The following is a 22,170-nucleotide window of genomic DNA, read 5'->3' as shown; positions in this document are numbered from 1 at the left end:
TTTGAAGCAGCTCCACTTGGAACTTAAGGAGCTGGGCTATGAGGGGTCATACGACCGTGTGGCAGCGTTTGCCAGGCAGTGGAAGGTGGGTCAATCGGAGTGGGTCAATTCTGCGAGCAAACGAACAACTAGGTTTTGGCATTCACGGATTCTTCGGCGGTCTAGTTTTATATGTCTTTTGGCGTAGATATAAAAAACACCGGCGGTTTCAACTTAACACGAAGGTCCGATTAGGGGCGGAGGCCGCCTGTCAACGCATACGTTCCGCAGCAGCCGCGTAGCACACGCTGCTAACTGGGCCATCAATTGGATGGTACCGTGGCCCGCTCTGGCCGGAAGCACAGCGCCAAGTGGCTGCTGCCCGCCCAGCACACCGGCCCGGCGGCAGGAATGGCCGCGCTGCAGGCCCGCTGGCACGGCCGGACGCCCCCCACCCCACAGCGGAAGGCCAAAGGCACCAGCCCGCCCCATAGCACTAGATCGGTCATTCCCTCAAAAATTTTTCGCCCAGATTTTTTCGCAGCTCTTCAAGGATTAACATTGCCTTGCGGGGCGCATGCAATATTCGACCAATGCCACAAGGTCCGCCGCCTTTGTAGTGGTCAACCCATCCCGGACACTACGTTAAGTTTTTCTTCGGTGACGGCCGGTGCCAATCCCTGATTGAACTGATGTGGCCGTATCCAGTTATACCGGTGCATCAGGTATCACCGGCTCGTTTGGGCAATGAAATGACTGGCGACCCGCCGCACAAGAGTGGTCCCCAAGTCCGCCCCCATCGGTTCTGATTGTCTGCCTGACCCACCGGGCATCGGGCGTCGATGTACGAGTTGATGGTCTTTCTGATGGCATTGCCCGTGGCATGTTCGAATAGCATCAACGAAATCAAGTGCCTGGAGCGCCAATTGATAATCGAGTAGGAGTGATGAGATAGCTTTAAGTCATTGACTTAAAGAGAACATCAGAGAGCGTTGATGGTGCGGTATTTCACGCCACAACGCGCGTCTCGAAGCGGGCAAGGGGGCATGTTATGATAACGTTGTTATAGCTCCACTCTCAATTCAGATGACCGTTGATCTCTCCCTGCAGGACCCGCGCACGCGCCTTGTTGAAGCTGCTATCCGTTTGCTGGCACGGAGCGGACCATCTGAAGTGAAGGCGCGCTCGGTGGCGACAGAAGCGCAACTTTCCACCATGGGGGTGTACACGTATTTCGGCGGTGTGCCGGAGCTGTTGCAAGCGGTGGCCGACGACGGCTTCCGGCAGCAAGCGTCCGTCTTCGGCCGGCTGGCGCTGACCGACGATCCGATGGCCGACCTGTGCGCGATGGCGCTGGCCTGCCATGACTTCGCGCGGCGCAACCCGCATCTCTATGACCTGATGTTCGGCCTGTCGATCCATGGCCGCTACAGTCCTTCCCGCGGCGACGCCGAACCCATATTGAGTGGACAATCGCCATCGTTCCGCGCGGCCTACACCTTTCTGCTGCAGGGGTGCGCGCGGCTGGTGACTGCTAAGTGCGTCCGCAATGTCGATCCCGATCTCATGGCGCTGCAGTTGTGGAGCGCGCTGCACGGCTTCATCATGCTCGACCTTGGCGGGCACTTCGCCCATATGGCCAACCCCGTTGTCGAGGTGCTGGTGCCCATGTGCGTCAACCTGGTGGTCGGCATGGGCGCCAAGCGTGACAAGGCCGAAGCTTCGGGCGCCGCCGCCGGGGCGCTCTGGTCTTCGGCGCAAAATAACAAAATCGTCCAGCTTCGCAACAAATAGTCGAGCGACGGTCCGCACCGCGTGAATTCAATCTTGAAATCTGCAAATAACAGTGTTATTGTTTGCCATAACACTGTTATTAATCGGTAGAAGTTGATTCATTCAAGGAGACAGGGCATGAAAAACACGAGGATCCGCCCCGGGGGGCTGGAGGTGGACAACCATGGTGCGGTCTTGATGGTGCGTCTGGATGGTGGACCGCAAGGGGTGATGGGACTGGAGATGGCCGAGGCGCTGGCTGACCTGGTTGACGAACTGGAGTCCGATCACCAGGTCAAGGCGGTGGTCCTAACCGGGACGCATCCCGGCCGCTTCATCGGCCATGCGGACGTGCCGTGGTTGCAGGAGGGCGGCACCACCATTCCTTCCATCGCACGTGGCATGACGTCTGCCGTTGCGCACAGCGCGGCCACGGTGCGGCGCATGCCGCTGGTGGCGCCCATGGCGGCCTACACGCCGCTGGGAGGCGCCATGCAGCTCGACAAGCTCCACGACACCTTCATGCGCATGAACCGCTGCGGCGTCGTATTCATCGGCGCGCTGAATGGCTCGGCGCTGGGACTCGGCAGCGAACTGGCGCAAGCCTGCGACGTGCGCTTGATGGCCGATGGCGACTTCTTCATCGGCCAACCCGAGGTATTGCTGGGCATTCCGCCAGGCGGTGGCGGCACGCAGCGCTTGACGCGCCTGGTCGGCGCCCATCGCGCGCTGATGATGATGCTCGAAGGACGTCCGGCATCGCCGGCGCGGGCACTGGAGATCGGCCTGGTCGACGAGGTCGTGGCGCCCGATGCGCTGATCGAGCGCGCGCTGGCGCTGGCACAGTACTTGGGCGCGCGCCCCCGCGAGGCCATCCGCGCCATCAAGCGTGCGGTCTACGTTGGCGGCTCGATGTCGCTGGAGGATGGCTTGCATGTGGAGCGCACCGAATTCATGTCGGCGCTGTCGGGGGCAAGTTCGCAGTCGCTGATGATCGAATACATGGCGCGCACCGAGCGCGAGGGCGACTTGCCCCTGTACGATCCCGCCATCTTCGCGCAGGCGTTGGAGCTTGGGCATTTTCCCTTCACCGGCAGTCAAACCGTCAAGTGAATCCCATGGCACAGACTCCTCATCAATTCACCCGTAGCAGTATTCGTTTCCAATCCGGAGAAGCCTATTGTTCGGCATGGCTGTATCTGCCGGTTGGTGTTGAGCGGCCGCCGGTGGTCGTGCTGGGACACGGGCTGGGCGCCGTGCGCGAAATGCGCCTGGACGCCTATTCGGAGCGCTTCGCCGCGGCCGGCATCGCGACGCTGGCTTTCACCTACCGTTATTTTGGCGACAGTGGTGGCGTGCCGCGCCAGTTGATGTCGGTGAGCCGTCAGCTGGCTGACTGGGATGCGGCGCTTGATTTCGTCAAGGACCGGCCCGAACTCGATGGCAGTCGGGTGGCGATCTGGGGCAGCTCCTTCGGTGGCGGCCACGCGATCCAGGTGGCCAGCCGGCATCCTGAGCTGAAGGCGGCCATCAGCCAGTGCCCGTTCACGGATGGATTCGAATCGGCCACCGCGCTGGGGCTGAAGGCAACGCTGCAGATCACGCCGGTGGTCATGCGCGATTTTCTAGCGCGCTGGTTCGGCAAACCGCCGGTGATGGTGCCGATCGCGGCGCTGCCCGGCCAGCCGGCCTTGATGAACGCCCATGACGCCTTGCCCGGTTATCTGGCGTTGATGCCCAAGGGGATGGCCTTTGTCAACCGGGTCGCCGCCCGGGTGATCCCCGAGATCGTCAGCTACCGTCCGGGACGGAGGGCCGCCAAGGTCAAACCGCCGATCCTGTTCTGCGTCAGCCGGACCGATACGGTCACGCCGCCCGAACGCACCATCGCCATGGCCCAACGGGCGCCGCGCGGCGAGATCAAGCTGTACGACTGCGGCCACTTCGATTTCTATCTTGGCGAACACTTCGAGCGCGCGGTGACGGATCAGACCGAGTTCCTGGCGCGGCATTTGTTGGCGCGCTGAGCGGCGCGCCGCGACAACGTCTTTTTGAGAGTGTAATCATGCGATTTTCCAAACTTCCAGACCTGCGCGCGGCGCAGGCGCCGCAAGCCCATTGTGTGGCCGACGCGACGGCCAGCCTGTCCAATGGCGAGTTTTATTCCAGGGTGCTGGTGGCCGCCGGGCTGTTCGACGAACTCGGCATCCGCAAGGGGGACGTGGTGGCCATCATGTTGCCCAACCAGGTCGAATTCGTCGTGGCGATGTTCGCCGCGTGGCGGCTGGGCGCTGCCGTGACACCGATCAATCCCAACCTGACGGCCCAGGAGGCCATCCATCAGATGACCGATTCCGGTGCCAGGCTGTTGGTCAATGGCGGTGGCGCCAAAGTGCTGGAGCACGTGCAAACGATACCGGCAACCGCGCTGCACGGCGAGGTGCAGTTCGGGGCGCACCACGCGGTGCCGCCGGTCGAGGACACGGCCGCCCTGGCGCTGCTGATCTACACCAGCGGCACGACCGGCCTGCCCAAGGGCGTGATGCTGGACCACGCCAACCTCGAGGCGATGGCGCAGATGTCGCGCGACGCCATGCGGATCACGGCGAGCGATCATTGCCTGCTGGTGCTGCCGCTGTTCCACGTCAACGGCATCGTGGCCAGCATCCTGACGCCGCTGTCGGCCGGCAGCCGGGTCACCATCCGGGCCCGGTTCGACATCGAGACCTTCTTCGCCGACGTCGAGCGACTGCGGCCGACCTATTTTTCGGCGGTGCCGACCATCTACGCCTTGCTCGAGGCGTTGCCGGAACACGTGAAACCGGACACCTCCAGCCTGCGCTACGGTATCTGCGGCGCGGCGCCGGCGGCGGCTGAATTGCTGACCCACTTCGAGGCGCGCTATGGCTTTCCCGTGGTGGAGGGCTATGGCTTGTCGGAGGGCACTTGCGCATCGACCATCAACCCGCTGGACGGCAAGCGCAAGGCCGGAACGGTGGGCTTGCCATTCCCCGGCCAGCGCGTCGCGATCGCCGATGCGGCCGGCCGCCTGCTGCCGGCCGGCGAGACCGGTGAGGTGGTGGTGCAGGGACCGAACGTCATGCGCGGCTATCTGGGCAAGCCGGAGGAGACCGCCAAGACCATCGTCGACGGCTGGCTGCGGACGGGTGACCTGGGGTGTATCGATGCCGACGGCTACCTGTCCATCGTGGGCCGGCTGAAGGAAATGATCATCCGTGGCGGAGAGAACATCTATCCGAAGGAGATCGAGGATGCGCTCGCCGCGTTCCCCGCCGTGTTGGAGGCGGCGGTCATCGGCGCGCCGCATCCGACGCTGGGCGAAATTGTGGTCGCCTACGTGGCCTGCCGCGCCGGACAAGACTGCACGCTGGAAGCCTTGAACGACCATTGCGCCGCGCGGTTGACGCGCTACAAGCGGCCGGCCGCCATCCACATCGTCGGCCGCCTGCCGAAGAACGCGGTCGGTAAGGTCGATAAACTCAAGCTGCGCGCCTTGTGGAGGCAGGAGCATGGATAAGGTGGCGCAATTGGCCGGTGTCGGCCAGCGGCCGGCGATCTTCGTGACTGGTGCGGCGTCAGGGATAGGACGGGCCTGCGCCGAGTTGTTCGCCAGTCGTGGCTGGTTCGTCGGTTTGTACGATGTGAACGTGGAAGGCGTGGCCGACCTCGCCGCCGCGCTGGGGGAGGGGAACGCCTGCTGCGGCCACCTCAACGTCGGCGACCCGGCTGCGTGGGACCGGGCGCTGGCGCATTTTTGGGCGCATAGCGGTGCGCGGTTCGACGTATTGCTCAACAACGCTGGGATATTGACGGCGGGACCGTTCGAGACCGTGCCGCTGGCCCGGCACCGCGCCATGCTGGACGTGAACGTGGCCAGCATCGTGATCGGTTGCCACAGCGCCTATCCGTATCTGGCACAGACGCCGGGCGCGCGTGTGATCAACATGGCCTCGGCCACGGCGATCTATGGCCAACCTGACCTGGTGACCTACTCGGCAACCAAGTTCGCCGTGCGTGGCTTCACCGAGGGATTGGACCTGGAATGGAGCCGGTTCGGCATCCGCGTCAGCGACATCTGGCCCAGCTTCGTGCGGACCGGGATGGCCACCGGTTTCGAGCGCATCGCCAGCGCCAAATCGCTCGGCATCCGGTTGACGCCGGCCGACGTGGCCGCCACGGTGTGGCGCTGCGCCACCACGCGCCGCCTGATCCACCAGACCCACTGGAACGTCGGACTGCAAGCGGGATTGTTGTCGTTCGCGACGCGCATCGCGCCGGCCGCGCTGACGCGCCTGGTGGTGCGGAGATTGGCGCACTGACGTTTTGATCATTCACATAAAAACAATTTCTACCCATCCCCAGGAGACAAACCATGCAAGACAAGAGATTCCTCGCCGCCGCAGCGGTGGCGCTGGCGATTTGCGGCGCCGCCCATGCCGACGAACCAGAGAACAACGCGGTCCGGATCGGCTACGCCAAAGTCCGCTTCAATCTTCAATCGGGCGATCTGACCGGGCCACCGGGCACCACGCCGCCAGGTTTGAAGATCGACGCCAAGGACCTGGACGTGTTCGCGATCAGCTATGAGCGGCGCCTGGGCGACAACTGGGCCGCGCAACTCCAGGCCGGCATCCCGCCGACCTTGACCGCGGTGGGCGCCGGCGTGGCCGCCCCGGTCGGCACCGTGGCGAAGGCGCGCATCTGGTTTCCAACCGCCATGGTGCGCTACACCATCCCCGGCTTTTCCGTCGTCCGGCCCTATGTGGCCGGTGGGGTGACTTATACCTTTTTCACCGAGCAGGAGAGCAGTCCCGGCTATAACGCCGCAGTGCAAGGCGCCGGCAGTTCGATCGACCTGAAGAGTTCGTGGGGAGCTTACGGCAGGGTGGGGCTTGAGTACCCACTCGACAAACAATGGTGTATCAACGTCGAGTTTTCCTCGTTTCACCTGAAAACGACGGCGACCGTGGATACCCAGACGCCGGGCTTCGGCACCATCAGCCGGCACGTTGACCTGAAGGATGCGCCGCGCATCTTCGGGGCCACCATCGGCTACCGCTTCTGAGCCATGACGACGCCTCCATTTGACTTCGACTGGCTGGTCATCGGCTCGGGCTTCGGCGGCAGCGTGTCGGCGCTGCGGCTGGCGGAGAAGGGCTACCGCGTCGGCGTGTTCGAGCGCGGCCGTCGTTTCCGCGATCAGGATCTGCCGGAGTCGACCTGGCAGTTGCGCAAATTCCTCTGGGCCCCCGCCATCGGGCTGCATGGCGTCATGCGCATGAAGGTGTTCCGTCATGTGTTCTTCCCGAGCCAATCCGGCGTGGGTGGTGGCAGCAGGGTCTACGGCGGGGTGCTCTACCGGGCCCGTCCGGAGTTTTTCGTCAATCCGCAATGGCGCCGGCTGGGCGACTGGGAGCGGGAGTTGGCGGGGCACTATGACACGGCCGAGCGCATGCTGGGCGCCACGACCATCCCGTTCGACTCGACCAATCAGCAACTGGCGCGGGAAATGGCGCGGCATTTCGGTCATCCCGACGGCTTCGCGCGCTCCCCCACCGCCGTGTTCTTCGGGGAGCCGGGCAAGACGGTCAAGGACCCGTACTTTGGCGGGGAGGGGCCCGACCGTACCGGCTGCACCCGCTGCGGCGCCTGCATGGTCGGTTGCCGTGTCGGCGCCGCCAATTCGCTGGTGAAGAACTACCTGTGGTTCGCGGAGAAACGGGGGGTGCAGATACTGGCGGAGCGCGAGGTGGTCGATATCCGGCCGCTGGGTGCGGCCGACGGCAGTGACGGCTATCTGGTCACCACCGAACGCCCCGGCGCCTGGTTCGCGCGCGCGCGCCGCACCCACACCGCGCGCGGTGTCGTGTTCGCGGCAGGGGCGCTGGGCACCAACGAATTGCTGGCCAATTGCAAGCAGGGCGGCGCGCTGCCACGCATCAGCGATCGTCTCGGCGAGCTGGTGCGCACCAACAGCGAGTCGGTGCTGAATGTGCGGTTGCCGCAGGATCTGAAGACCTGGAACGACGTCACCGCAAGCAGCAGCGTGCATGTGGATCAGAATACCCACATCGAGTTCCTCACCTATGGACGCCGGGCCGATGCCATGGGCCTGATGTACACCGTGCTGGTCGGCGATGGCAGCCGCTTGACCCGGCCGTTGAAGTGGCTGGCCGCGATCGCGCGCCATCCGTTGCAATGGCTGAAGACGGTCTGGCCGGTGGGTTGGAGCCGGCACATGGTGACGCTGCTGGTGATGCAGACCCTGGACAACGCGATTGCGCTGCGTCCCCGCAAGCGCTGGTTGGGGCGCGGCTACCGGCTGGTCACCGAGCAGGACCGCGCCAAGCCCAACCCGACCTACATCGAGGTGGCGAACCAGGCCGCCCAGTGGCTGGCGCGCCGCACAGGCGGCATCGCCCAGAGCAATGTGCTGGAGGCGCTGGCCGACATTCCCACCACGGCCCACGTGCTGGGGGGCGCGGTGGTCGGCGCCGACGCGGCGAGCGGCGTGATCGACCGGCAGTTGCGGGTATTCGGATACCAGAACATGCTGGTCTGCGACGGCGCGGCGATGCCGGCCAATCCGGGCGTCAATCCGGCGCTGACGATCACCGCGCTGGCCGAGTACGCCATGGCCCACATCCCGGAGCGTACACTAGGCCGCACTGCGCAGCGAACCAGCACATCCGAATCCGCGCACTAGACAGGGGAGAGCAAACATGAAGGCATTTGTCATGGACCGCTATGGCCGCAGCGACGTGGTGCACGCCGGCGAGATGCCGGAGCCGGAACTGGGGGCCGAGGACGTGCTGGTCCGTATCCACGCCGCCAGCATCAATCCGCTGGACCTGAAGATACGCAGTGGCGCGCTGAAGTTGGTGTTGCCTTACCGCTTGCCGCTGATCCTCGGCAATGATATGGCGGGCGTGGTGCAGCGGGTCGGCGCGCGCGTACGGCAGTTCAAGGTTGGCGATGAGGTGTACGCACGGCCCAGGCAGGAGCGCATCGGCACGTTCGCCGAATTGATCGCGGTGCACGAGGATGCGCTGGCGCTCAAACCCCGCACGCTCACGATGGAACAAGCCGCATCGATACCGCTGGTGGGCCTGACGGGATGGCAGGCCCTGGTCGAGAAGGCGGGCTTGCAGCAGGGGCAGAAGGTGTTGATCCACGCCGGCTCCGGCGGTGTCGGCACCTTTGCCATCCAGCTGGCGAAGCATTTGGGCGCGTACGTCGCCACCACCGCCAGCGCCGCCAACCGCGACCTGGTTAAAGGATTGGGTGCGGACGTCGTCATCGATTACAAACAAACGGATTTCGCGACCGTGCTGCACGATTACGACGTCGTGCTCGATACGCACGGGGGCGACACGCTGATGAAATCGGTGCGCGTGCTAAAGCCGGGCGGCAGGCTGATTTCGATCTCCGGGCCGCCCGATCCGGCCTTCGCCACGGCCAGCGGCGCGCCGTGGTTCGTCAGGGCGGCCATGGGCATGCTCAGCTACCGCATACGGGCGCTGGCCAGGCGCCATCAAGTCGGCTACGCGTTCTTGTTCATGCGCGCCGATGGCGGGCAATTGCGCCGCATCGCCGAACTGATCGATGCCGGCGCCATCCGTCCTGTGGTGGACCGGGTCTTTCCATTCGCATCGACCTTGGCGGCGCTCGATTATGTCGACACGGGCCGCGCAAAAGGCAAGGTCGTGCTCAAGATGCCTGCTTAGCGTGGGTTGAGCACATCGGTTCGCCCGAGCATCAGGCTTAGCTTTAAAATATGATGATCGTCATATCCAGAGATTTTTTACCACCAGAGAGACCATAGTGAAAAGAAAAGCACTTCGATTATCGACCATGGCAGTCATGGCCGCCTTTGCCTGCCGCGCCCAGGCGCAAGACGCGCCGCACGTCACGGTCAGCGGATTCGGCACCGCCGCCTTGACCAGGACGAATACCGATGGCGGTGAGTTCAGTCGTGTCGACCAGGCCTCCGGGGCCGGCAAGGATGCCCGTACCGGCGTGGACTCGAACTTCGGCATCCAGGCCAACGCCAGATTCAGCGATGCCTGGTCATTCACCGCGCAAGGACTGGCGCGTAAATCGGGCGAGCGGGATCAGTACGGCGCGGATTTGAACTGGGCGTTCGTCAAATATAAGATCAATGACGATGTCTCCGCGCGCCTGGGCCGTATCGGCATGCCGATCTACATGTTGTCCGACTCGGTCAACATCGGCTACGCCAGCACCATGCTGCGTCCGCCGACCGAGATGTACCGGCAGGTGCCGCTCGATTATGCCGACGGCGGCGACCTGCTGTATCAACACAGTTTCGGTGAAACCACGGCCACGGCGCAATTTGCGTATGGTTCGGCCAGGAACACGACGGCCGGGCCGACCTCCGCCAACGCCAACGTCATGGCCGCTCAACTGCAACTGGAACAAGGTCCGTTCACCTACCGGGTCGCCTATTCGCGCGCGCGGATCAGCCTGCATAGCGCCGACATCACCGCCATGCTGGACGCGCTCAGGCAGGTGGGGTTCGGCGCAGTGGCGGACCAGCTCAATCCTATCGATAACCGCGGCACATTCGCCTCGGCCGGTTTCACGATGGACTATCACGATGTTCTGGCCCAGGCGGAGTATGGCAAGCGCAAGGTCGACACGGCGCTGGCGCCGGACACCAGCGCCTGGTACGTCATGCTGGGCTATCGATGGGGAAAGTGGGTGCCGTTCTACGTCCATGGCAATGTGAAGCAGGATAGCCCGCGCGCGGTCGCGGCGTTGCCCACCAACGGCCCGTTGGCGCCACTGAGCGCGGTAGTCAACGGTGCGGTCAAGTCACCGTTGCAGTCGACCGATTCGGTCGGGGTGCGCTGGGATTTCTACAAGTCGGCTGCCTTCAAGTTGCAGGTGGACCGCGTCAAGCCGCGTGACGGGGTGGGCTACTTCCTCAATACCAAACCTGGATTCAGCGGCCCCGTCACCGTATATGCGGCGGCCATTGACTTCGTCTTCTAAGGAGAGCGCATGAATACGCCGATTGGAAAGTTGCTATTGGCAACAGTAATTGGGCTGGCCACAGTGCCGGTCTTCGCCACCGAGATCGTGGTCATCGTCAATCCCAAGAACCCGGCCACCCGGATGTTCAGCGAGCAGGCGGGCCAGTTCTTCCTTGGGAAATCCGCCATGTTTACGCCGATCGAGCACACCGACGGACCGTTGCGCAGCGAGTTCTACAGGAAAGTGCTGGACAAGGATACATCGCAAGTGAAGACGATCTGGTCCAAGCTGGTGTTTACCGGCAAGGCCATCGCGCCAAGGGAGCTCGCGTCCAGTGCCGACGTGAAGAAGGCGGTCGCGTCGGATGTCAACGCCATTGGCTACATCGAAAAAGCCCAGGTCGACGACACCGTCAAGGTGATCCTCACGGTGCAGTAAGGATCAGGGGGCGCCGGCCACGGCGCCCTGGTGTACCCGGGCCGGCTGATCGATAGCCCGGCGCCCGAGGCCGGCATGCCATCGCTTACGCGTTCACGTCCACCACCGTGCGGCCGCGCACACGGCCCTCGAGCACGGGCACGGCGAGGCCGGGCACGTCCGCCAGGCCTACCGTCCGGGTGGCGCGCGCCAGTTTTTCCGGAGCCAGGTCGGTGGCCAGGCGCGTCCACGCTCGCCGCCGCAACTCCTGCGGCGCGTTGACCGAATCGATGCCGGCCAGCGTCACGTTGCGCAGGATGAAGGGCAGCACCGAGCCTGGCAGGTCCGCGCCCTGCGCCAGACCGAAGGCGGCCACCGCGCCGCGGTAGCGGATCTGCGCCAGCACGTTGGCCAGCGTGTGGCTGCCCACCGAGTCGATCGCACCGGCCCAGCGTTCCTTGCCCAATGCGGCGCCCGGTTCGGACAACGTCGCGCGGTCGATGACCTCGGCCGCGCCGAGCTCGCGCAGGTAGGGCGTCTCCGCCAGTCGGCCGGTCGAGGCCACCACGCGGTAGCCGAGTTGGGACAGCAGGGCGATAGCGATCGAGCCGGCGCCGCCGCCGGCGCCGGTGACGAGCACATCGCCCATATCGGGCGTGACGCCCGCGTGTTCGAGCGCGAGCACCGACAGCATGGCGGTGTAGCCGGCGGTGCCGATGGCCATGGCATCGCGGGTGGAAAGGGTGGCGGGAAGTTTGACCAGCCAATCCCCGCTGACGCGCGCCTTTTGCGCGTAGCCGCCGTGGTGGGTCTGGCTCAGCCCCCAGCCGTTGGCGACCACGCGGTCGCCGACCACGAAGTCCGGGTGCGACGACGCTTCCACCACGCCCGCGAAGTCGATGCCGGGAATGAGCGGGAACTGGCGTATCACCGGCGCGCGGCCGCTGATGGCCAGCGCGTCCTTGTAATTGACGGTCGAATAGTCGACGGCGACGGTGACGTCACCGGGCATCAGCTGGTCCTGGTCGAATTCAACCAGCGCGGTGGAGATCGCGTCGCCCACCTTGGTGGCGAGCAGTGCTTTGAAAGTCATGGTGGTTCTCCTTGGATTATGGATGCGCTAGCAGATGCGCGCGGGTGGCCGCCAGCACCGCTTCCGACAGCGCCTGGTCGTCGATCGCGCGGGCCAGCACGACCGCCCCGATCATCGTGGCGGTGATCACCAGCGCGTGTTCGCGCCCGCCGTGCTCGTCCCTGCCTGCGACCTGGGACGACACGACATCGATCATCTCCTTGATGCGGCCGGTGATGGCTTGGCGCACCGGCGGCGCCTGGCGCGGCATTTCCGAACCGAGGGCGGCGATCGGGCAGCCGTCCTCCGGATGCTCCAGGTGCTGCCGCGACAGGTAGGCGTGCAGCAGCGCCTGCGTGGATTGCCCGGCCGGCGCCGCCTCGGCGATGCGGGTGAACAGGGCGATCGCCTCGGCGCCGGCGTGGTCGGCCAGCTCGGCGAGCATCGCCTCGCGCGAGGAGAAGTGGGTGTAGAAGCTGCCATGCGTGAGACCGGCCTGCTTCATGATCGCGGCGATGCCGACGCCGTCATAGCCGCTGCGGCGGATGGCGCGCGCGCCCGCCTCCACGATGCGCGCGCGCGATGCTTGCTTGGAGCGGCGTGCGGAAAGCTTCATGATGCGCTTAGAACACGGTGCGGTCGTACGGCGCGACCACCTTGGCAGGCTGCAGGAAGGCGCTCAGACCCTGGAACCACATCACCTCGCGGAAGTCGCCGCTGACGACCAGATCCTTGCTGCCCACGGCCCGGATGAACGCCGGCTGGCTGTCCTTGGCCGACAGGATGGCGAAGCCCTTCGCCGCGTCCGCGAACGTGAAGGTGAACTGGGGACGCGCGGCGAGGCCGCTGAAGGAACGGATGGCGCCGTCGCGGATCTCATAGTAGCGGCCGGCGCCGGAGGCGGTGCGGATCTGGAACACCAGCGTCTTGCCTTGGACATAGCGCGCGCACTCGGGGTTGTTCTTGATCTGTCGTTGCAGGAGCTGGTTGAAAACCCACAGCAGGAATTTGAACTTGAGCATGGTGGTATCTTTTTGCTGGAAAGTGGAAATGGGGGGCGTCGCCGTTACTCGGCCAGGAAGCGCACCGCGTGGTACAGGAACCGCTCCGGGCATTGGAACTGGGCGCCGTGGCCGGCGTCCGGATAGATGAACAGCTGGGCGTTGGGCATGTTGCGCGCCATGTAGAAGGAATTGATGGTCGGCACCATCACGTCGTGCACGCCGTTGAGGATGAAGGTCGGTTGGTGGATGGTGCGCAGGTAGGCGAACGGGTCATCTTCCACCACGCGCGGCAGGTAGTGCAGATTGGCTTCGATCTGCGCGATCGCGACCTGCGGCGAGGAGGGCGGGTCCTGGTCGACGCGCTGATGGCGGCGCTGCCAGAATTCGCGCGCGGCCTGCTGGGCAGCCGGCGAACGGCCGAAGAACAGGTACTGGAAGTCTTCCAGCGTGGGCACGTCGTTCACGGCCGTGGTCAGTACCCGCGTTTCCATTTCCGGGTCGCCGCCGCGCGGGCCCGTGCCAAGCAGCATGAGCTTGCGCACCAACTGTGGATGACGCCAGGTCAGGTCCAGCGCCTGGAAGCCGCCCAGCGAAAAACCGAGCAGATCGATCTGCTGCAAGCCGAGCGCGCGCACGAAGGCGGCGGCGTCGTCGGCCATGTCCTCGATGCGCGTGCGCGGCGTGCCGCTGGACGAGGCGACGCCCCGGCCGTTGAACAGGATGACTTCACGCCCCTCGGCGAGGCCGTCGGTGAGCAAGGGATCCCAGTGATCCATGCCGCCGCGGAAGTGCTGCAGCAGCAGGATGGGCGGCAGGAGGGAATCCGTCTTCCCCCAGCGCCGGTAGGCGTAGCGGTCGCCGGCAATGCTCACGAAACGCGTGGGGGCGGTGTTATGGGTGTCAGTCATTATCTTATTGCCTGTCTAGTGTTGGTGGTCGGGTGGTTGGCGCCGTAGTAGGGGACGCCCGGTGCTGGTTGATGGTTCAGCGTGCGAGGAAGTCCAGGGCCTCCGGCACGAATTGGGTGGCGTATTGGAAGATGCCGCCATGCCCGGCATCGGGATAGATGACCAGCGTGCTATTGGGCAGCCGTTGCGCCAAATCCCGCGAGTTGACGGTCGGCACCATGCGGTCCTGGTCACCGTTCGCCACCAGAACCGGCTGCTTCACCACCGACAGGTCCGCCGGCGCCTTGTCACCCCAGGCTTTCAGGGCCGCGAGTTGCGCCAGGTAGGCCGAGACGGCGATGTCCTTGTCGCGGTCCTGCGCGCGTTCCTTCAAACGGGCAAGAAACGCCTCCCCGGCGGCGATGCCGTCGGGGCTGCGGGTGAAGAACAGGAACTGTTTCGGGTCCTGGAACGTGACCAGTCCGCGCAGGATGTCCACGTTGGCGACGCCCGCCACCGTGCCGATGCCTACGCCACCCGCCGGCCCGGTGCCGGCGAGGATCAGCTTGCGGACCAGCCCCGGGTTCTTCAGGACGATCTCCTGCGACACCATGCCCCCCATCGAGAAGCCCAGCAGGTCCACCTGTTCGAAGCCCATGGCTTGGATGAAGGCGATGGCATCGTCGGCCATCTCCTCCATTGTCCGGGGCGTCGTGCCGCCGGAAGCGCCGACGCCGCGGTTGTCGAACACGATGACGTGATGTTTTGCCGCGATGCCATCCACAACACGCGGATCCCAATTGTCGAGCACGGCGGCCAGATGGTTCAGCAGCACCACCGGCGTGCCGCCGTTTTGCTTGCCCAGTTCGCGGTAGGCGAACTGGGTGCCGGCAGCGGAGATCATTTGCGTTGGAACGTTGGCCCACGTGCGTGCTGCGATGGGTGCTTCGGCGGCGGGTGCCGCGTCCCCGGCCATGACCGTCAATGGCACGGCCAGCGTGGCGCCCAGGATGGCTGCTTGTAGAAGCGCTTGCTTCAAGTGCTTTGCGTAACGCATGACGTGGTTCTCCAGGTTAAGTTTTGCTTGTTTCCGACCGGCCGTCCGTGCGCCGCACTAAAATATTACAGTCATCATATATGATGACTGTAATATGTTCAAGCCGCGAATGTTGCGCTGGCGCTCGCGGAGGCGTACCGATGGGATAAGTGCAACAGCGTCGTGAATATACAAAAGATATACTTTACGTGCTATATCAATGATATAGTAAATAGGGCCGGCGTAGCAAGCGGCTATGCAAGCGCCTGTTCATGTACCAGATCACAAGGAGGAGACACATCATGAATCAATTTTTCGACCAGGCGGGCGGGCCGGCTGGCCGTCGCGCGGGCGCAGGGAGCGCGCAATGACGACCGCGTTCGATTTCGACTACATCATCATCGGCTCCGGTTTCGGCGGTAGCGTGTCCGCTTGCCGGCTGACCGAGAAGGGCTATTCTGTCGGCGTGATGGAAATGGGCAAGCGCTGGAAGGCCGAAGACTTCCCCAAAACCAGCTGGGATGCGCGCCGTTACATGTGGAAACCCGGCCTGAAGATGTTTGGTTTCTACAACATGCGGATATTCCGCCACGTGATGGTCCTGAGCGGCAACGCGGTCGGGGGCGGCTCGATCACCTACGCCAATGCGTTGCTGATCCCTCCCGGGAAAGTGTGGGACGAGGGCACATGGGCTGGCCTGCGGAACTGGAAGCGCATCATGCCGCAGTATTATGCGGTCGCGGAAAAAATGCTGGGCGTGACCGAGAACACATTGCTGGGCGAGGCCGATTTCCGGCTCGAAAAGATGGCGCGGTTGCAGGGGGTACACAACACCTTCCACCACGGCCGGGTCGCCACCTTCTTCCCGCCCAAGGGCGAGGCCGGCGGTAAGACCTATGCCGATCCGTATTTTGGCGGCGCGGGCCCGGACCGGGGGACCTGCATCGGCTGCGGTGGTTGCATGATCGGGTGCCGCCACAACGCCAAGAACACGCTCGACAAGAATTACCTCTACTTCGCGGAAAAGCGCGGTGCGCAGGTATTCGCCGAGACCAAGGTGGTGGATGTGCGGCCGCTCAACGGCAAGGCCGATGGCAGCGACGGCTATGAGGTCGTCACCGAGCGCTCGACGGTGTGGTTCAACAAACAGCGGCGCACCTTCCGTTGCCGTGGCGTGGTGTTCGCCGCCTCGTCGCTGGGTACGATGGAGTTGCTGTTCCGCCTTAAACAGCAGGGCTCGTTGCCGCGCATCAGCGACGACCTGGGCAAGCGCGTGCGCACCAATGCCGAATCCCTGGTCGGCGTGCGCTTCCCAAAACATGATAAGAGCATGTCGCCCGGGGTGGCGGGCGGCGCCGGCGTGTATATCGACGAGCGCACACACATCGGCGCGGTGCGCTATCCGGAGGGCTCCGATTCACTCGCGCTGATGATGACCTTGATGTGCGGCGGCCGGGCCGGATGGACCCGCATCCTCACCTGGTTGTGGAGCTTGTTGACGCATCCGCTGCAAGCCCTGCGGGTGCACAATCCGTCCGGCTTCGCCCGCCAGACCATCTTGTTTGTCGTGATGCAGACGGTCGATGCCTTTCTCGACATGCGGCTCAAGCGCCGCTGGTATTGGCCGTTTGGAAAGCAGTTGAGCACCAGTGGCGGGCCGATTCCGACCTTCATCCCGGAAGCCAATGCGTTCATCGCGCAGGGTGCCAAGGCGCTCGGCGGCGTCCCCATGACCTTGCTGACCGAGATCCTGTTCAACATTCCAACCACGGCGCACTGCATGGGCGGTTGCGCGATGGCCGACTCGCCCGAGCGCGGCGTCATGGATGCGCAAAATCGTGTGTTCGGGTACCAGAACCTGCTGATTTGCGACGGTTCCATGCTCAGCGCCAACCTGGGGGTGAATCCTAGCCTGACGATCACCGCGCTGACCGAACACGCCATGTCGTACATTCCCGCCAAGGCCGACTGCCACGAGCAAGGATCGGATCGCGATGCCTGCACCGTTTGATTTCGATTACATCGTTATTGGTTCCGGCTTCGGCGGCAGCGTCTCCGCCTGCCGCTTGACCGAGAAGGGCTATACCGTCGGGGTGATGGAGATGGGGCGGCGCTGGACGGCCGCCGATTTTCCCAAGACGAATTGGAATGTGCGGCGCTGGGTGTGGCGGCCGGGCTTGAAATTGTTCGGCTTTTACAACATCCGTCTGTTCCGCCACGTGATGGTCATGTGCGGCAACGCCGTCGGCGGCGGTTCCATCACCTACGGCAACGTGTTGTTGCGGGCGCCGGACAACATCTGGGACCAGGGTTCCTGGGCCGGGCTGAAGGACTGGCAGCGCATCATGCCGCAGTACTACGTCATGGCCGAACGGATGTTGGGCGTGACCGAGAACAAGATTCTGGGCGAGGCCGACCTGCGGCTCAAGCGGATGGCGCAGTTGCAAGGCGTGGGCGGCACGTTCTACCGGGCGCGCGTCGCGACCTTTTTCGCGCCCGAGGGGGAGGCGGGCGGAAGAACCTACGCCGACCCCTATTTCGGCGGCGAAGGCCCCGAGCGCGGGACGTGCGTCGGTTGCGGCGGCTGCCTGATCGGATGCCGGCACAACGCCAAGAACACGCTGGACAAAAACTACCTCTACTTCGCGGAGAAGCGCGGCGCGCAAGTGTACGCGGAAACCCGGGTGGTGGACGTGCGGCCGCTCAACGGCAAAGAGGACGGTGCAGATGGCTACGAGGTGTTGACCGAATGTTCGACCGCCTGGTTCGCCAAGCGGCGGCGGCGCTTCCGTTGTCGCGGCGTCGTCTTCGCCGCGTCGTCGCTGGGGACGACCGAGCTGTTGTTCCGGCTCAAGCAGAACGGCTCGCTGCCACGCATCAGCGACGACCTTGGCCAGCGCGTGCGCACCAATGCCGAATCGCTGCTCGGGGTGCGCTTCCCGGGCGATGACAAGAGCATGTCGCCGGGTGTGACGGTCGGTTCGGGGATCTATGTGGACGAACGCACCCATATCGAGGCGGCGCGTTTCCCCGAGGGGTCGGATGCCATCGGTCTGTTGATGACCTTGCTATGCGGCGGCCGCGCCGGCTGGACCCGGGTGTTCACCTGGCTCTGGACGCTGCTGACCCATCCGCTGCAAGCGCTGGACGTGCACAATCCGCTCGGTTTCGCGCGCCAGACCGTGCTGCTGCTGGTGATGCAGGCGGTCGATGTCCACATCAACATGCGCTTCAAACGCCGCTGGTACTGGCCGTTTGTCCGGCAGCTGTGCAGCGAAGCAGGACCGCTGCCTATCCCCACCATCCTCGCCGAAGGCAACGATTTCGTCGCCAAAGGCGCCAAGGCCCTGGGCGGCATCGCCACCGCCATGCAAGGCGAGATCCTGTTCAATCTGCCCGGCACCGGACATTGCATGGGCGGGTGCGCGATGGCGGACGCGCCCGCGCGCGGCGTGATGGACGCGCAACACCGCGTATTCGGCTACCGCAACCTGCTGGTGTGCGACGGCTCCATGCTCAGCGCCAACCTGGGCGTGAATCCCAGTCTGACCATCGCGGCGCTGGCCGAACATGCGATGTCCCATATCCCCGCCAAGGCTTGAGGCGCCCGGTTCGTCTCATATTTGCATACCCGGCAAATAACTATATCTTTTGTATAGTCGCATGCTATATTATATGTATAGCGCATGACTTTCGTTGTGCTTGTCAGGCCGCTCGTTGGCGGCGGTCGCGGTTCGGCCCGCTGGCAAGGGCGGGTCGTGTAATCAAGAGGATCATCACCATGAGTAAAGACATCGTTATCTGTTCCCCCGTACGCACCGCCATCGGCAGTTTTGGCGGCTCGCTCAAGAACACGCCGACGCCCGCGCTGGGCGCGCACGTCATTGCCGCCACACTGCGGCGCGCCCGGCTGGATGCCGCATCGGTGGACGCGGTGGTGATGGGCGCCGTGCTGCAAGCGGGCGGCGGCATGAACATGGCGCGCCAGGCAGCGATCCATGGCGGTCTGCCGATCGGCGTGCCGGCGATGACGGTCAACCGCGTGTGCGGTTCCGGCGCCCAGGCGGTCGCCACGGCCTACGCCGAGGTCGCGGCCGGCCTGGCGCGCATCGTGGTCGCCGGTGGCATGGAAAACATGGAGCGTGCGCCCTATCTGCTGCCGGCCATGCGGGCGGGCGCGCGCATGGGCGACGCCGCGGCGATCGACGCCGTCCTGAACGACGGCCTGAACGACGCCTTCTCCGGGCGGCATTCGGGCTGGCACACCGAGGATCTGGTGCGCAAGTTCGGCCTCACCCGGCAGGACCAGGATGCATTCGCGGCCCAGAGCCAGCAGCGCTTCGCCGCCGCCCAGGCCGCCGGCTGGTTCGAGGCGGAGATCGAGGCCTTGTCCCTGACCAGCGCCAAGGGTGTGGTCTCCAGTTTCGCCGCCGATGAGGCGGTGCGTCCCGATACCACGGTGGAAACGCTGGCGAAGCTCAAACCGGCCTTCCGTCCCGACGGCACCATCACGGCCGGCAGCGCCCCCGGCGTCAATGCCGGCGCCGCCGCGATGATCGTCTGCGAGGCGCAGACGGCCCGCGAGCACGGCCTGGAGCCGATGCTGGCCATACGCGGCATCGGCCTGGCCGGGGTCGAGCCGGGCATGTTCGGCCTGGGCCCGCTGCCGGCGATCCTGCAGGCGCTCGATCGTGCCGGCTGGCGGACGGACGAGGTCGATCGATTCGAGGTCAACGAGGCGTTCGCGGCGATCGCCCTGGTGGTGCGCGATGAACTCAAGATCGACCCGGCGAAGTTCAACGTCGATGGCGGGGCCATCGCCCACGGCCATCCGATCGGCGCCACGGGCGCGATTCTGATCACCAAGGTGGCGCACGCGCTGCGGCGCACGGACACGCGCAAGGCGGTCGTGTCGCTGTGCATCGGCGGCGGGCAGGGCATCGCCCTGTGTCTCGAACGGATCTGAGGGCGGCCGGTGTTCGCGGGCGCCACTGGAAGGAATAGCGCGGTTCGCGCGGGGAGGGCGGGTCGCGACCAGCAACGGGGGCAACAACGGGATTCAACGCAGCAAATTTTTCATCGCATTTTATAAAAAGACGGAGGAAGACCAACATGCAACAAGTTCATACGGCGCGCGGGCATCTGGCGCGCACCCGGTTCAAGCGCGGCGCGGCGGCGCAGGCATGCGCGGCGGCGATCGCGCTGATCGGGGCCGCCCACCCGGGCATGGCCAGCGCCGGCGATTTCAGCCTCGACAACGGTATCGATGGTCAATGGTCGTTCGGCACGTCGGTCGGCAGCAGCTGGCGCGCGCGCGAAGCCGATCCGGCCCTGATCGGAATCGGTAATGGCGGTCGCAGCATCGGTCAGAACGACGATGGCAACCTCAATTATGGCAAGGGCGCCGCGTTCTCGACGATCGCGAAATTCAACGGCGAAGTCAAACTCAAGAAGGACAACTTCGGGGTGGTGATCGGCGCCAAGGGTTGGTACGACTACGCCGGCGAGCGCAAACGTGTCGCTCATGGCAGTTTCGCCAACGGCTATGCGGCGGACACCGCGCTGGACGACGCGGGCTTCGACACCTTGTCGAAGTTCTCCGGGATCGCGCTGGACAATGCCTACGGGTTCGGCACCGTCGAGGTCGCCAAGGACATGCCGCTGAGCGTCAAACTGGGCAACCACGTGGTGAACTGGGGGGAAAGCCTGTTCATCCCCGGCATCAACCAGTTCGGCGCGTTCGACATCACGGCGGCCAATCGCCCCGGCGCGCAGGTCAAGGAGATCCTGCTGCCGATACCGCAGGCGTCGGCCACCCTCAGTCTGCCGAACGGCGTGAACCTGGAGGCGTTCTATCAATTCGCCTGGAAGAAGAACATCCTCGACGGTTGCGGCACCTACTGGTCGCTCAGCGACTTCCTGAACTGCCCGGGCGGCGCGGTCGCCGGCGGCGACCCCTTGCCGGACCAGCTGCAATACAACGGCGTGCCGCCCGCGCCGGGGCTGCCACCTTTCAATTTCCGCCTGGGCCGCGCGCCCGACAACAAGCCCAAGAGCAGTGGCCAGTTCGGCCTGGCCGCGCGCTACCAGGTCGCGGCCATCGACACCGACCTGGGCGTCTATTTCGCCAACTACCATGCGCGCAACCCGATCTACAGTCTGGTGAAATCGCCTTCGCCGGGTGCGTCGGTCTGGTCCGGCGCGCTGGCGCTGGCCGGCGGCCCCGGTCCGTTGCAATTCCAATGGGATTACGCCGCGCGCGATATTCGGGTGCTGGGCATGAGCGCCTCGACGGCGGTGGCCGGCTGGTCGCTGTCGGGCGAGGCCAGCTTCACCAAGGACGTTCCGGTGCAGATCAACACCACCGACCTGACGGCCGGCGCCGCCCTGGGCGTTGGCCCGCTGGCCCGCCTCGCGGCCACGCCGGCCGGCGGCGCGATGCAAGGCTACGACCTGAAGAACAAGGCGCAGGCACAGGTGTCGACGGTCAAGATCTTCCCGCAGGTGGCGGCGGCCGAGTCGCTCACCTTGATCGGCGAGCTCGCGTATCAGCACTGGTCGGGCATGGGTGACCCGGCCACGACCACCCGCTACGGCCGCGCGTCGGTGTTCGGCCTCGCGCAGACGGCCACCATCCCGTGCGCGTTCACCGGCAACCCCAATCCGGCCAATTGCGAGGACAAGGGCTTCTTTACCAGCAACGCCTGGGGCTACCGCCTGCAGGCCGAACTCAGCTATCCGGATGTGTTCGCCGGCGTGAACTTGAAGCCCAGGCTGTTCTGGTCGCAGGACGTGAAAGGCTATTCGGCCGACAACACCTTCGTCGAGGATCGCCAGGTGCTGGGCCTTGCCCTGCGCGCCGACTACAACAACCGCTACTACGCCGACGTCAGCTATACGCGCTACAACCACGGCGCCAAGTACGACGTGCTGCATGACCGCGATTACTACTCGGCGGTCGTGGGCATCAATTTCTAAAAT

General features: G+C 64.8%; 19 protein-coding genes. 14 read left to right on the top strand and 5 right to left on the bottom strand.

Features of this window, described 5'->3' with window-relative positions:
- Positions 1–1,065 precede the first annotated feature (1,065 nt).
- The 10 genes from H3H37_RS23815 to H3H37_RS23770 all read left to right on the top strand — a co-directional run bounded on the left by H3H37_RS23815 (position 1,066) and on the right by H3H37_RS23770 (position 11,211).
- Positions 1,066–1,773, top strand: coding sequence for a TetR/AcrR family transcriptional regulator (locus H3H37_RS23815; RefSeq protein WP_182167196.1), 708 nt, complete (start codon positions 1,066–1,068; stop codon positions 1,771–1,773).
- A gap of 117 nt (positions 1,774–1,890) precedes the next feature.
- Positions 1,891–2,865, top strand: coding sequence for an enoyl-CoA hydratase/isomerase family protein (locus tag H3H37_RS23810; RefSeq protein WP_182167194.1), 975 nt, complete (start codon positions 1,891–1,893; stop codon positions 2,863–2,865).
- 5 nt (positions 2,866–2,870) lie between these two features.
- Positions 2,871–3,779: an alpha/beta hydrolase gene (locus H3H37_RS23805; RefSeq protein ID WP_182167210.1), complete on the top strand. Its 909-nt coding sequence runs from the start codon at positions 2,871–2,873 to the stop codon at positions 3,777–3,779.
- Between the two features lie 38 nt (positions 3,780–3,817).
- Positions 3,818–5,290 (top strand): class I adenylate-forming enzyme family protein, encoded by a 1,473-nt coding sequence (locus H3H37_RS23800; protein ID WP_182167192.1) that lies wholly within the window; start codon positions 3,818–3,820, stop codon positions 5,288–5,290.
- Complete coding sequence (locus H3H37_RS23795; protein ID WP_182167190.1) at positions 5,283–6,092, top strand: SDR family oxidoreductase; 810 nt, start codon at positions 5,283–5,285, stop codon at positions 6,090–6,092. The genes H3H37_RS23800 and H3H37_RS23795 overlap by 8 nt, the downstream gene beginning before the upstream one ends.
- Positions 6,093–6,145: 53 nt before the next feature.
- On the top strand, positions 6,146–6,838 hold the full coding sequence (locus tag H3H37_RS23790; RefSeq protein ID WP_182167188.1) for an OmpW/AlkL family protein: 693 nt from the start codon (positions 6,146–6,148) through the stop codon (positions 6,836–6,838).
- A gap of 3 nt (positions 6,839–6,841) precedes the next feature.
- Positions 6,842–8,479 (top strand): GMC oxidoreductase, encoded by a 1,638-nt coding sequence (locus tag H3H37_RS23785; RefSeq protein ID WP_182167186.1) that lies wholly within the window; start codon positions 6,842–6,844, stop codon positions 8,477–8,479.
- A 16-nt stretch (positions 8,480–8,495) separates the two neighbouring features.
- A complete protein-coding gene (locus H3H37_RS23780; protein WP_182167184.1) occupies positions 8,496–9,500 on the top strand; it encodes an NADP-dependent oxidoreductase in 1,005 nt (334 codons plus the stop codon).
- Between the two features lie 127 nt (positions 9,501–9,627).
- Positions 9,628–10,791 (top strand): porin family protein, encoded by a 1,164-nt coding sequence (locus H3H37_RS23775; protein ID WP_182167182.1) that lies wholly within the window; start codon positions 9,628–9,630, stop codon positions 10,789–10,791.
- A gap of 9 nt (positions 10,792–10,800) precedes the next feature.
- Positions 10,801–11,211 (top strand): type 2 periplasmic-binding domain-containing protein, encoded by a 411-nt coding sequence (locus H3H37_RS23770; protein ID WP_182167180.1) that lies wholly within the window; start codon positions 10,801–10,803, stop codon positions 11,209–11,211.
- Between the two features lie 85 nt (positions 11,212–11,296).
- On the opposite strand, the gene acuI is transcribed toward H3H37_RS23770, so the two are convergent.
- From acuI to H3H37_RS23745, 5 genes are all read right to left on the bottom strand, one after another.
- Positions 11,297–12,283: an acrylyl-CoA reductase (NADPH) gene (acuI, locus tag H3H37_RS23765; RefSeq protein ID WP_182167178.1), complete on the bottom strand. Its 987-nt coding sequence runs from the start codon at positions 12,281–12,283 to the stop codon at positions 11,297–11,299.
- A 16-nt stretch (positions 12,284–12,299) separates the two neighbouring features.
- Complete coding sequence (locus tag H3H37_RS23760) at positions 12,300–12,878, bottom strand: TetR/AcrR family transcriptional regulator (RefSeq protein WP_182167176.1); 579 nt, start codon at positions 12,876–12,878, stop codon at positions 12,300–12,302.
- A gap of 7 nt (positions 12,879–12,885) precedes the next feature.
- A complete protein-coding gene (locus tag H3H37_RS23755; protein ID WP_182167174.1) occupies positions 12,886–13,284 on the bottom strand; it encodes a helicase in 399 nt (132 codons plus the stop codon).
- A 44-nt stretch (positions 13,285–13,328) separates the two neighbouring features.
- Positions 13,329–14,174, bottom strand: coding sequence for an alpha/beta fold hydrolase (locus tag H3H37_RS23750; RefSeq protein WP_220456548.1), 846 nt, complete (start codon positions 14,172–14,174; stop codon positions 13,329–13,331).
- Positions 14,175–14,250: 76 nt separating this feature from the next.
- Positions 14,251–15,210, bottom strand: coding sequence for an alpha/beta fold hydrolase (locus H3H37_RS23745; RefSeq protein ID WP_182167172.1), 960 nt, complete (start codon positions 15,208–15,210; stop codon positions 14,251–14,253).
- Between the two features lie 346 nt (positions 15,211–15,556).
- Here H3H37_RS23745 and choxAB (H3H37_RS23740) point away from each other — a divergent pair, with 346 nt between their 5' ends.
- From choxAB (H3H37_RS23740) to H3H37_RS23725, 4 genes are all read left to right on the top strand, one after another.
- Positions 15,557–17,200 (top strand): cholesterol oxidase, encoded by a 1,644-nt coding sequence (gene choxAB / locus H3H37_RS23740; RefSeq protein WP_182167170.1) that lies wholly within the window; start codon positions 15,557–15,559, stop codon positions 17,198–17,200.
- Positions 17,184–18,791 (top strand): cholesterol oxidase, encoded by a 1,608-nt coding sequence (choxAB, locus tag H3H37_RS23735; RefSeq protein WP_182167168.1) that lies wholly within the window; start codon positions 17,184–17,186, stop codon positions 18,789–18,791. Before choxAB (H3H37_RS23740) ends, choxAB (H3H37_RS23735) begins: the two co-directional genes overlap by 17 nt.
- Before the next feature lie 179 nt (positions 18,792–18,970).
- Positions 18,971–20,155, top strand: coding sequence for a thiolase family protein (locus H3H37_RS23730; RefSeq protein ID WP_182167166.1), 1,185 nt, complete (start codon positions 18,971–18,973; stop codon positions 20,153–20,155).
- 146 nt (positions 20,156–20,301) lie between these two features.
- Entirely contained in the window at positions 20,302–22,167 is a 1,866-nt protein-coding gene (locus H3H37_RS23725; RefSeq protein WP_182167164.1) for a DUF1302 domain-containing protein, read from the top strand.
- The last annotated feature ends 3 nt before the right edge of the window (positions 22,168–22,170 follow it).

This window comes from Rugamonas brunnea, assembly GCF_014042345.1.
GTDB lineage: Bacteria > Pseudomonadota > Gammaproteobacteria > Burkholderiales > Burkholderiaceae_D > Rugamonas > Rugamonas brunnea.
This window is presented reverse-complemented; position numbering and strand designations above follow the sequence as displayed.

Bases quoted from the DNA above. Each gene is read 5' to 3' on its own strand.
- H3H37_RS23815 (WP_182167196.1), top strand. From the start codon at position 1,066: ATGACCGTTGATCTCTCCCTGCAGGACCCGCGCACGCGCCTTGTTGAA.
- H3H37_RS23810 (WP_182167194.1), top strand. From the start codon at position 1,891: ATGAAAAACACGAGGATCCGCCCCGGGGGGCTGGAGGTGGACAACCAT.
- H3H37_RS23805 (WP_182167210.1), top strand. From the start codon at position 2,871: ATGGCACAGACTCCTCATCAATTCACCCGTAGCAGTATTCGTTTCCAA.
- H3H37_RS23800 (WP_182167192.1), top strand. From the start codon at position 3,818: ATGCGATTTTCCAAACTTCCAGACCTGCGCGCGGCGCAGGCGCCGCAA.
- H3H37_RS23795 (WP_182167190.1), top strand. From the start codon at position 5,283: ATGGATAAGGTGGCGCAATTGGCCGGTGTCGGCCAGCGGCCGGCGATC.
- H3H37_RS23790 (WP_182167188.1), top strand. From the start codon at position 6,146: ATGCAAGACAAGAGATTCCTCGCCGCCGCAGCGGTGGCGCTGGCGATT.
- H3H37_RS23785 (WP_182167186.1), top strand. From the start codon at position 6,842: ATGACGACGCCTCCATTTGACTTCGACTGGCTGGTCATCGGCTCGGGC.
- H3H37_RS23780 (WP_182167184.1), top strand. From the start codon at position 8,496: ATGAAGGCATTTGTCATGGACCGCTATGGCCGCAGCGACGTGGTGCAC.
- H3H37_RS23775 (WP_182167182.1), top strand. From the start codon at position 9,628: ATGGCAGTCATGGCCGCCTTTGCCTGCCGCGCCCAGGCGCAAGACGCG.
- H3H37_RS23770 (WP_182167180.1), top strand. From the start codon at position 10,801: ATGAATACGCCGATTGGAAAGTTGCTATTGGCAACAGTAATTGGGCTG.
- acuI (WP_182167178.1), bottom strand. From the start codon at position 12,283: ATGACTTTCAAAGCACTGCTCGCCACCAAGGTGGGCGACGCGATCTCC.
- H3H37_RS23760 (WP_182167176.1), bottom strand. From the start codon at position 12,878: ATGAAGCTTTCCGCACGCCGCTCCAAGCAAGCATCGCGCGCGCGCATC.
- H3H37_RS23755 (WP_182167174.1), bottom strand. From the start codon at position 13,284: ATGCTCAAGTTCAAATTCCTGCTGTGGGTTTTCAACCAGCTCCTGCAA.
- H3H37_RS23750 (WP_220456548.1), bottom strand. From the start codon at position 14,174: ATGACTGACACCCATAACACCGCCCCCACGCGTTTCGTGAGCATTGCC.
- H3H37_RS23745 (WP_182167172.1), bottom strand. From the start codon at position 15,210: ATGCGTTACGCAAAGCACTTGAAGCAAGCGCTTCTACAAGCAGCCATC.
- choxAB (WP_182167170.1), top strand. From the start codon at position 15,557: ATGACGACCGCGTTCGATTTCGACTACATCATCATCGGCTCCGGTTTC.
- choxAB (WP_182167168.1), top strand. From the start codon at position 17,184: ATGCCTGCACCGTTTGATTTCGATTACATCGTTATTGGTTCCGGCTTC.
- H3H37_RS23730 (WP_182167166.1), top strand. From the start codon at position 18,971: ATGAGTAAAGACATCGTTATCTGTTCCCCCGTACGCACCGCCATCGGC.
- H3H37_RS23725 (WP_182167164.1), top strand. From the start codon at position 20,302: ATGCAACAAGTTCATACGGCGCGCGGGCATCTGGCGCGCACCCGGTTC.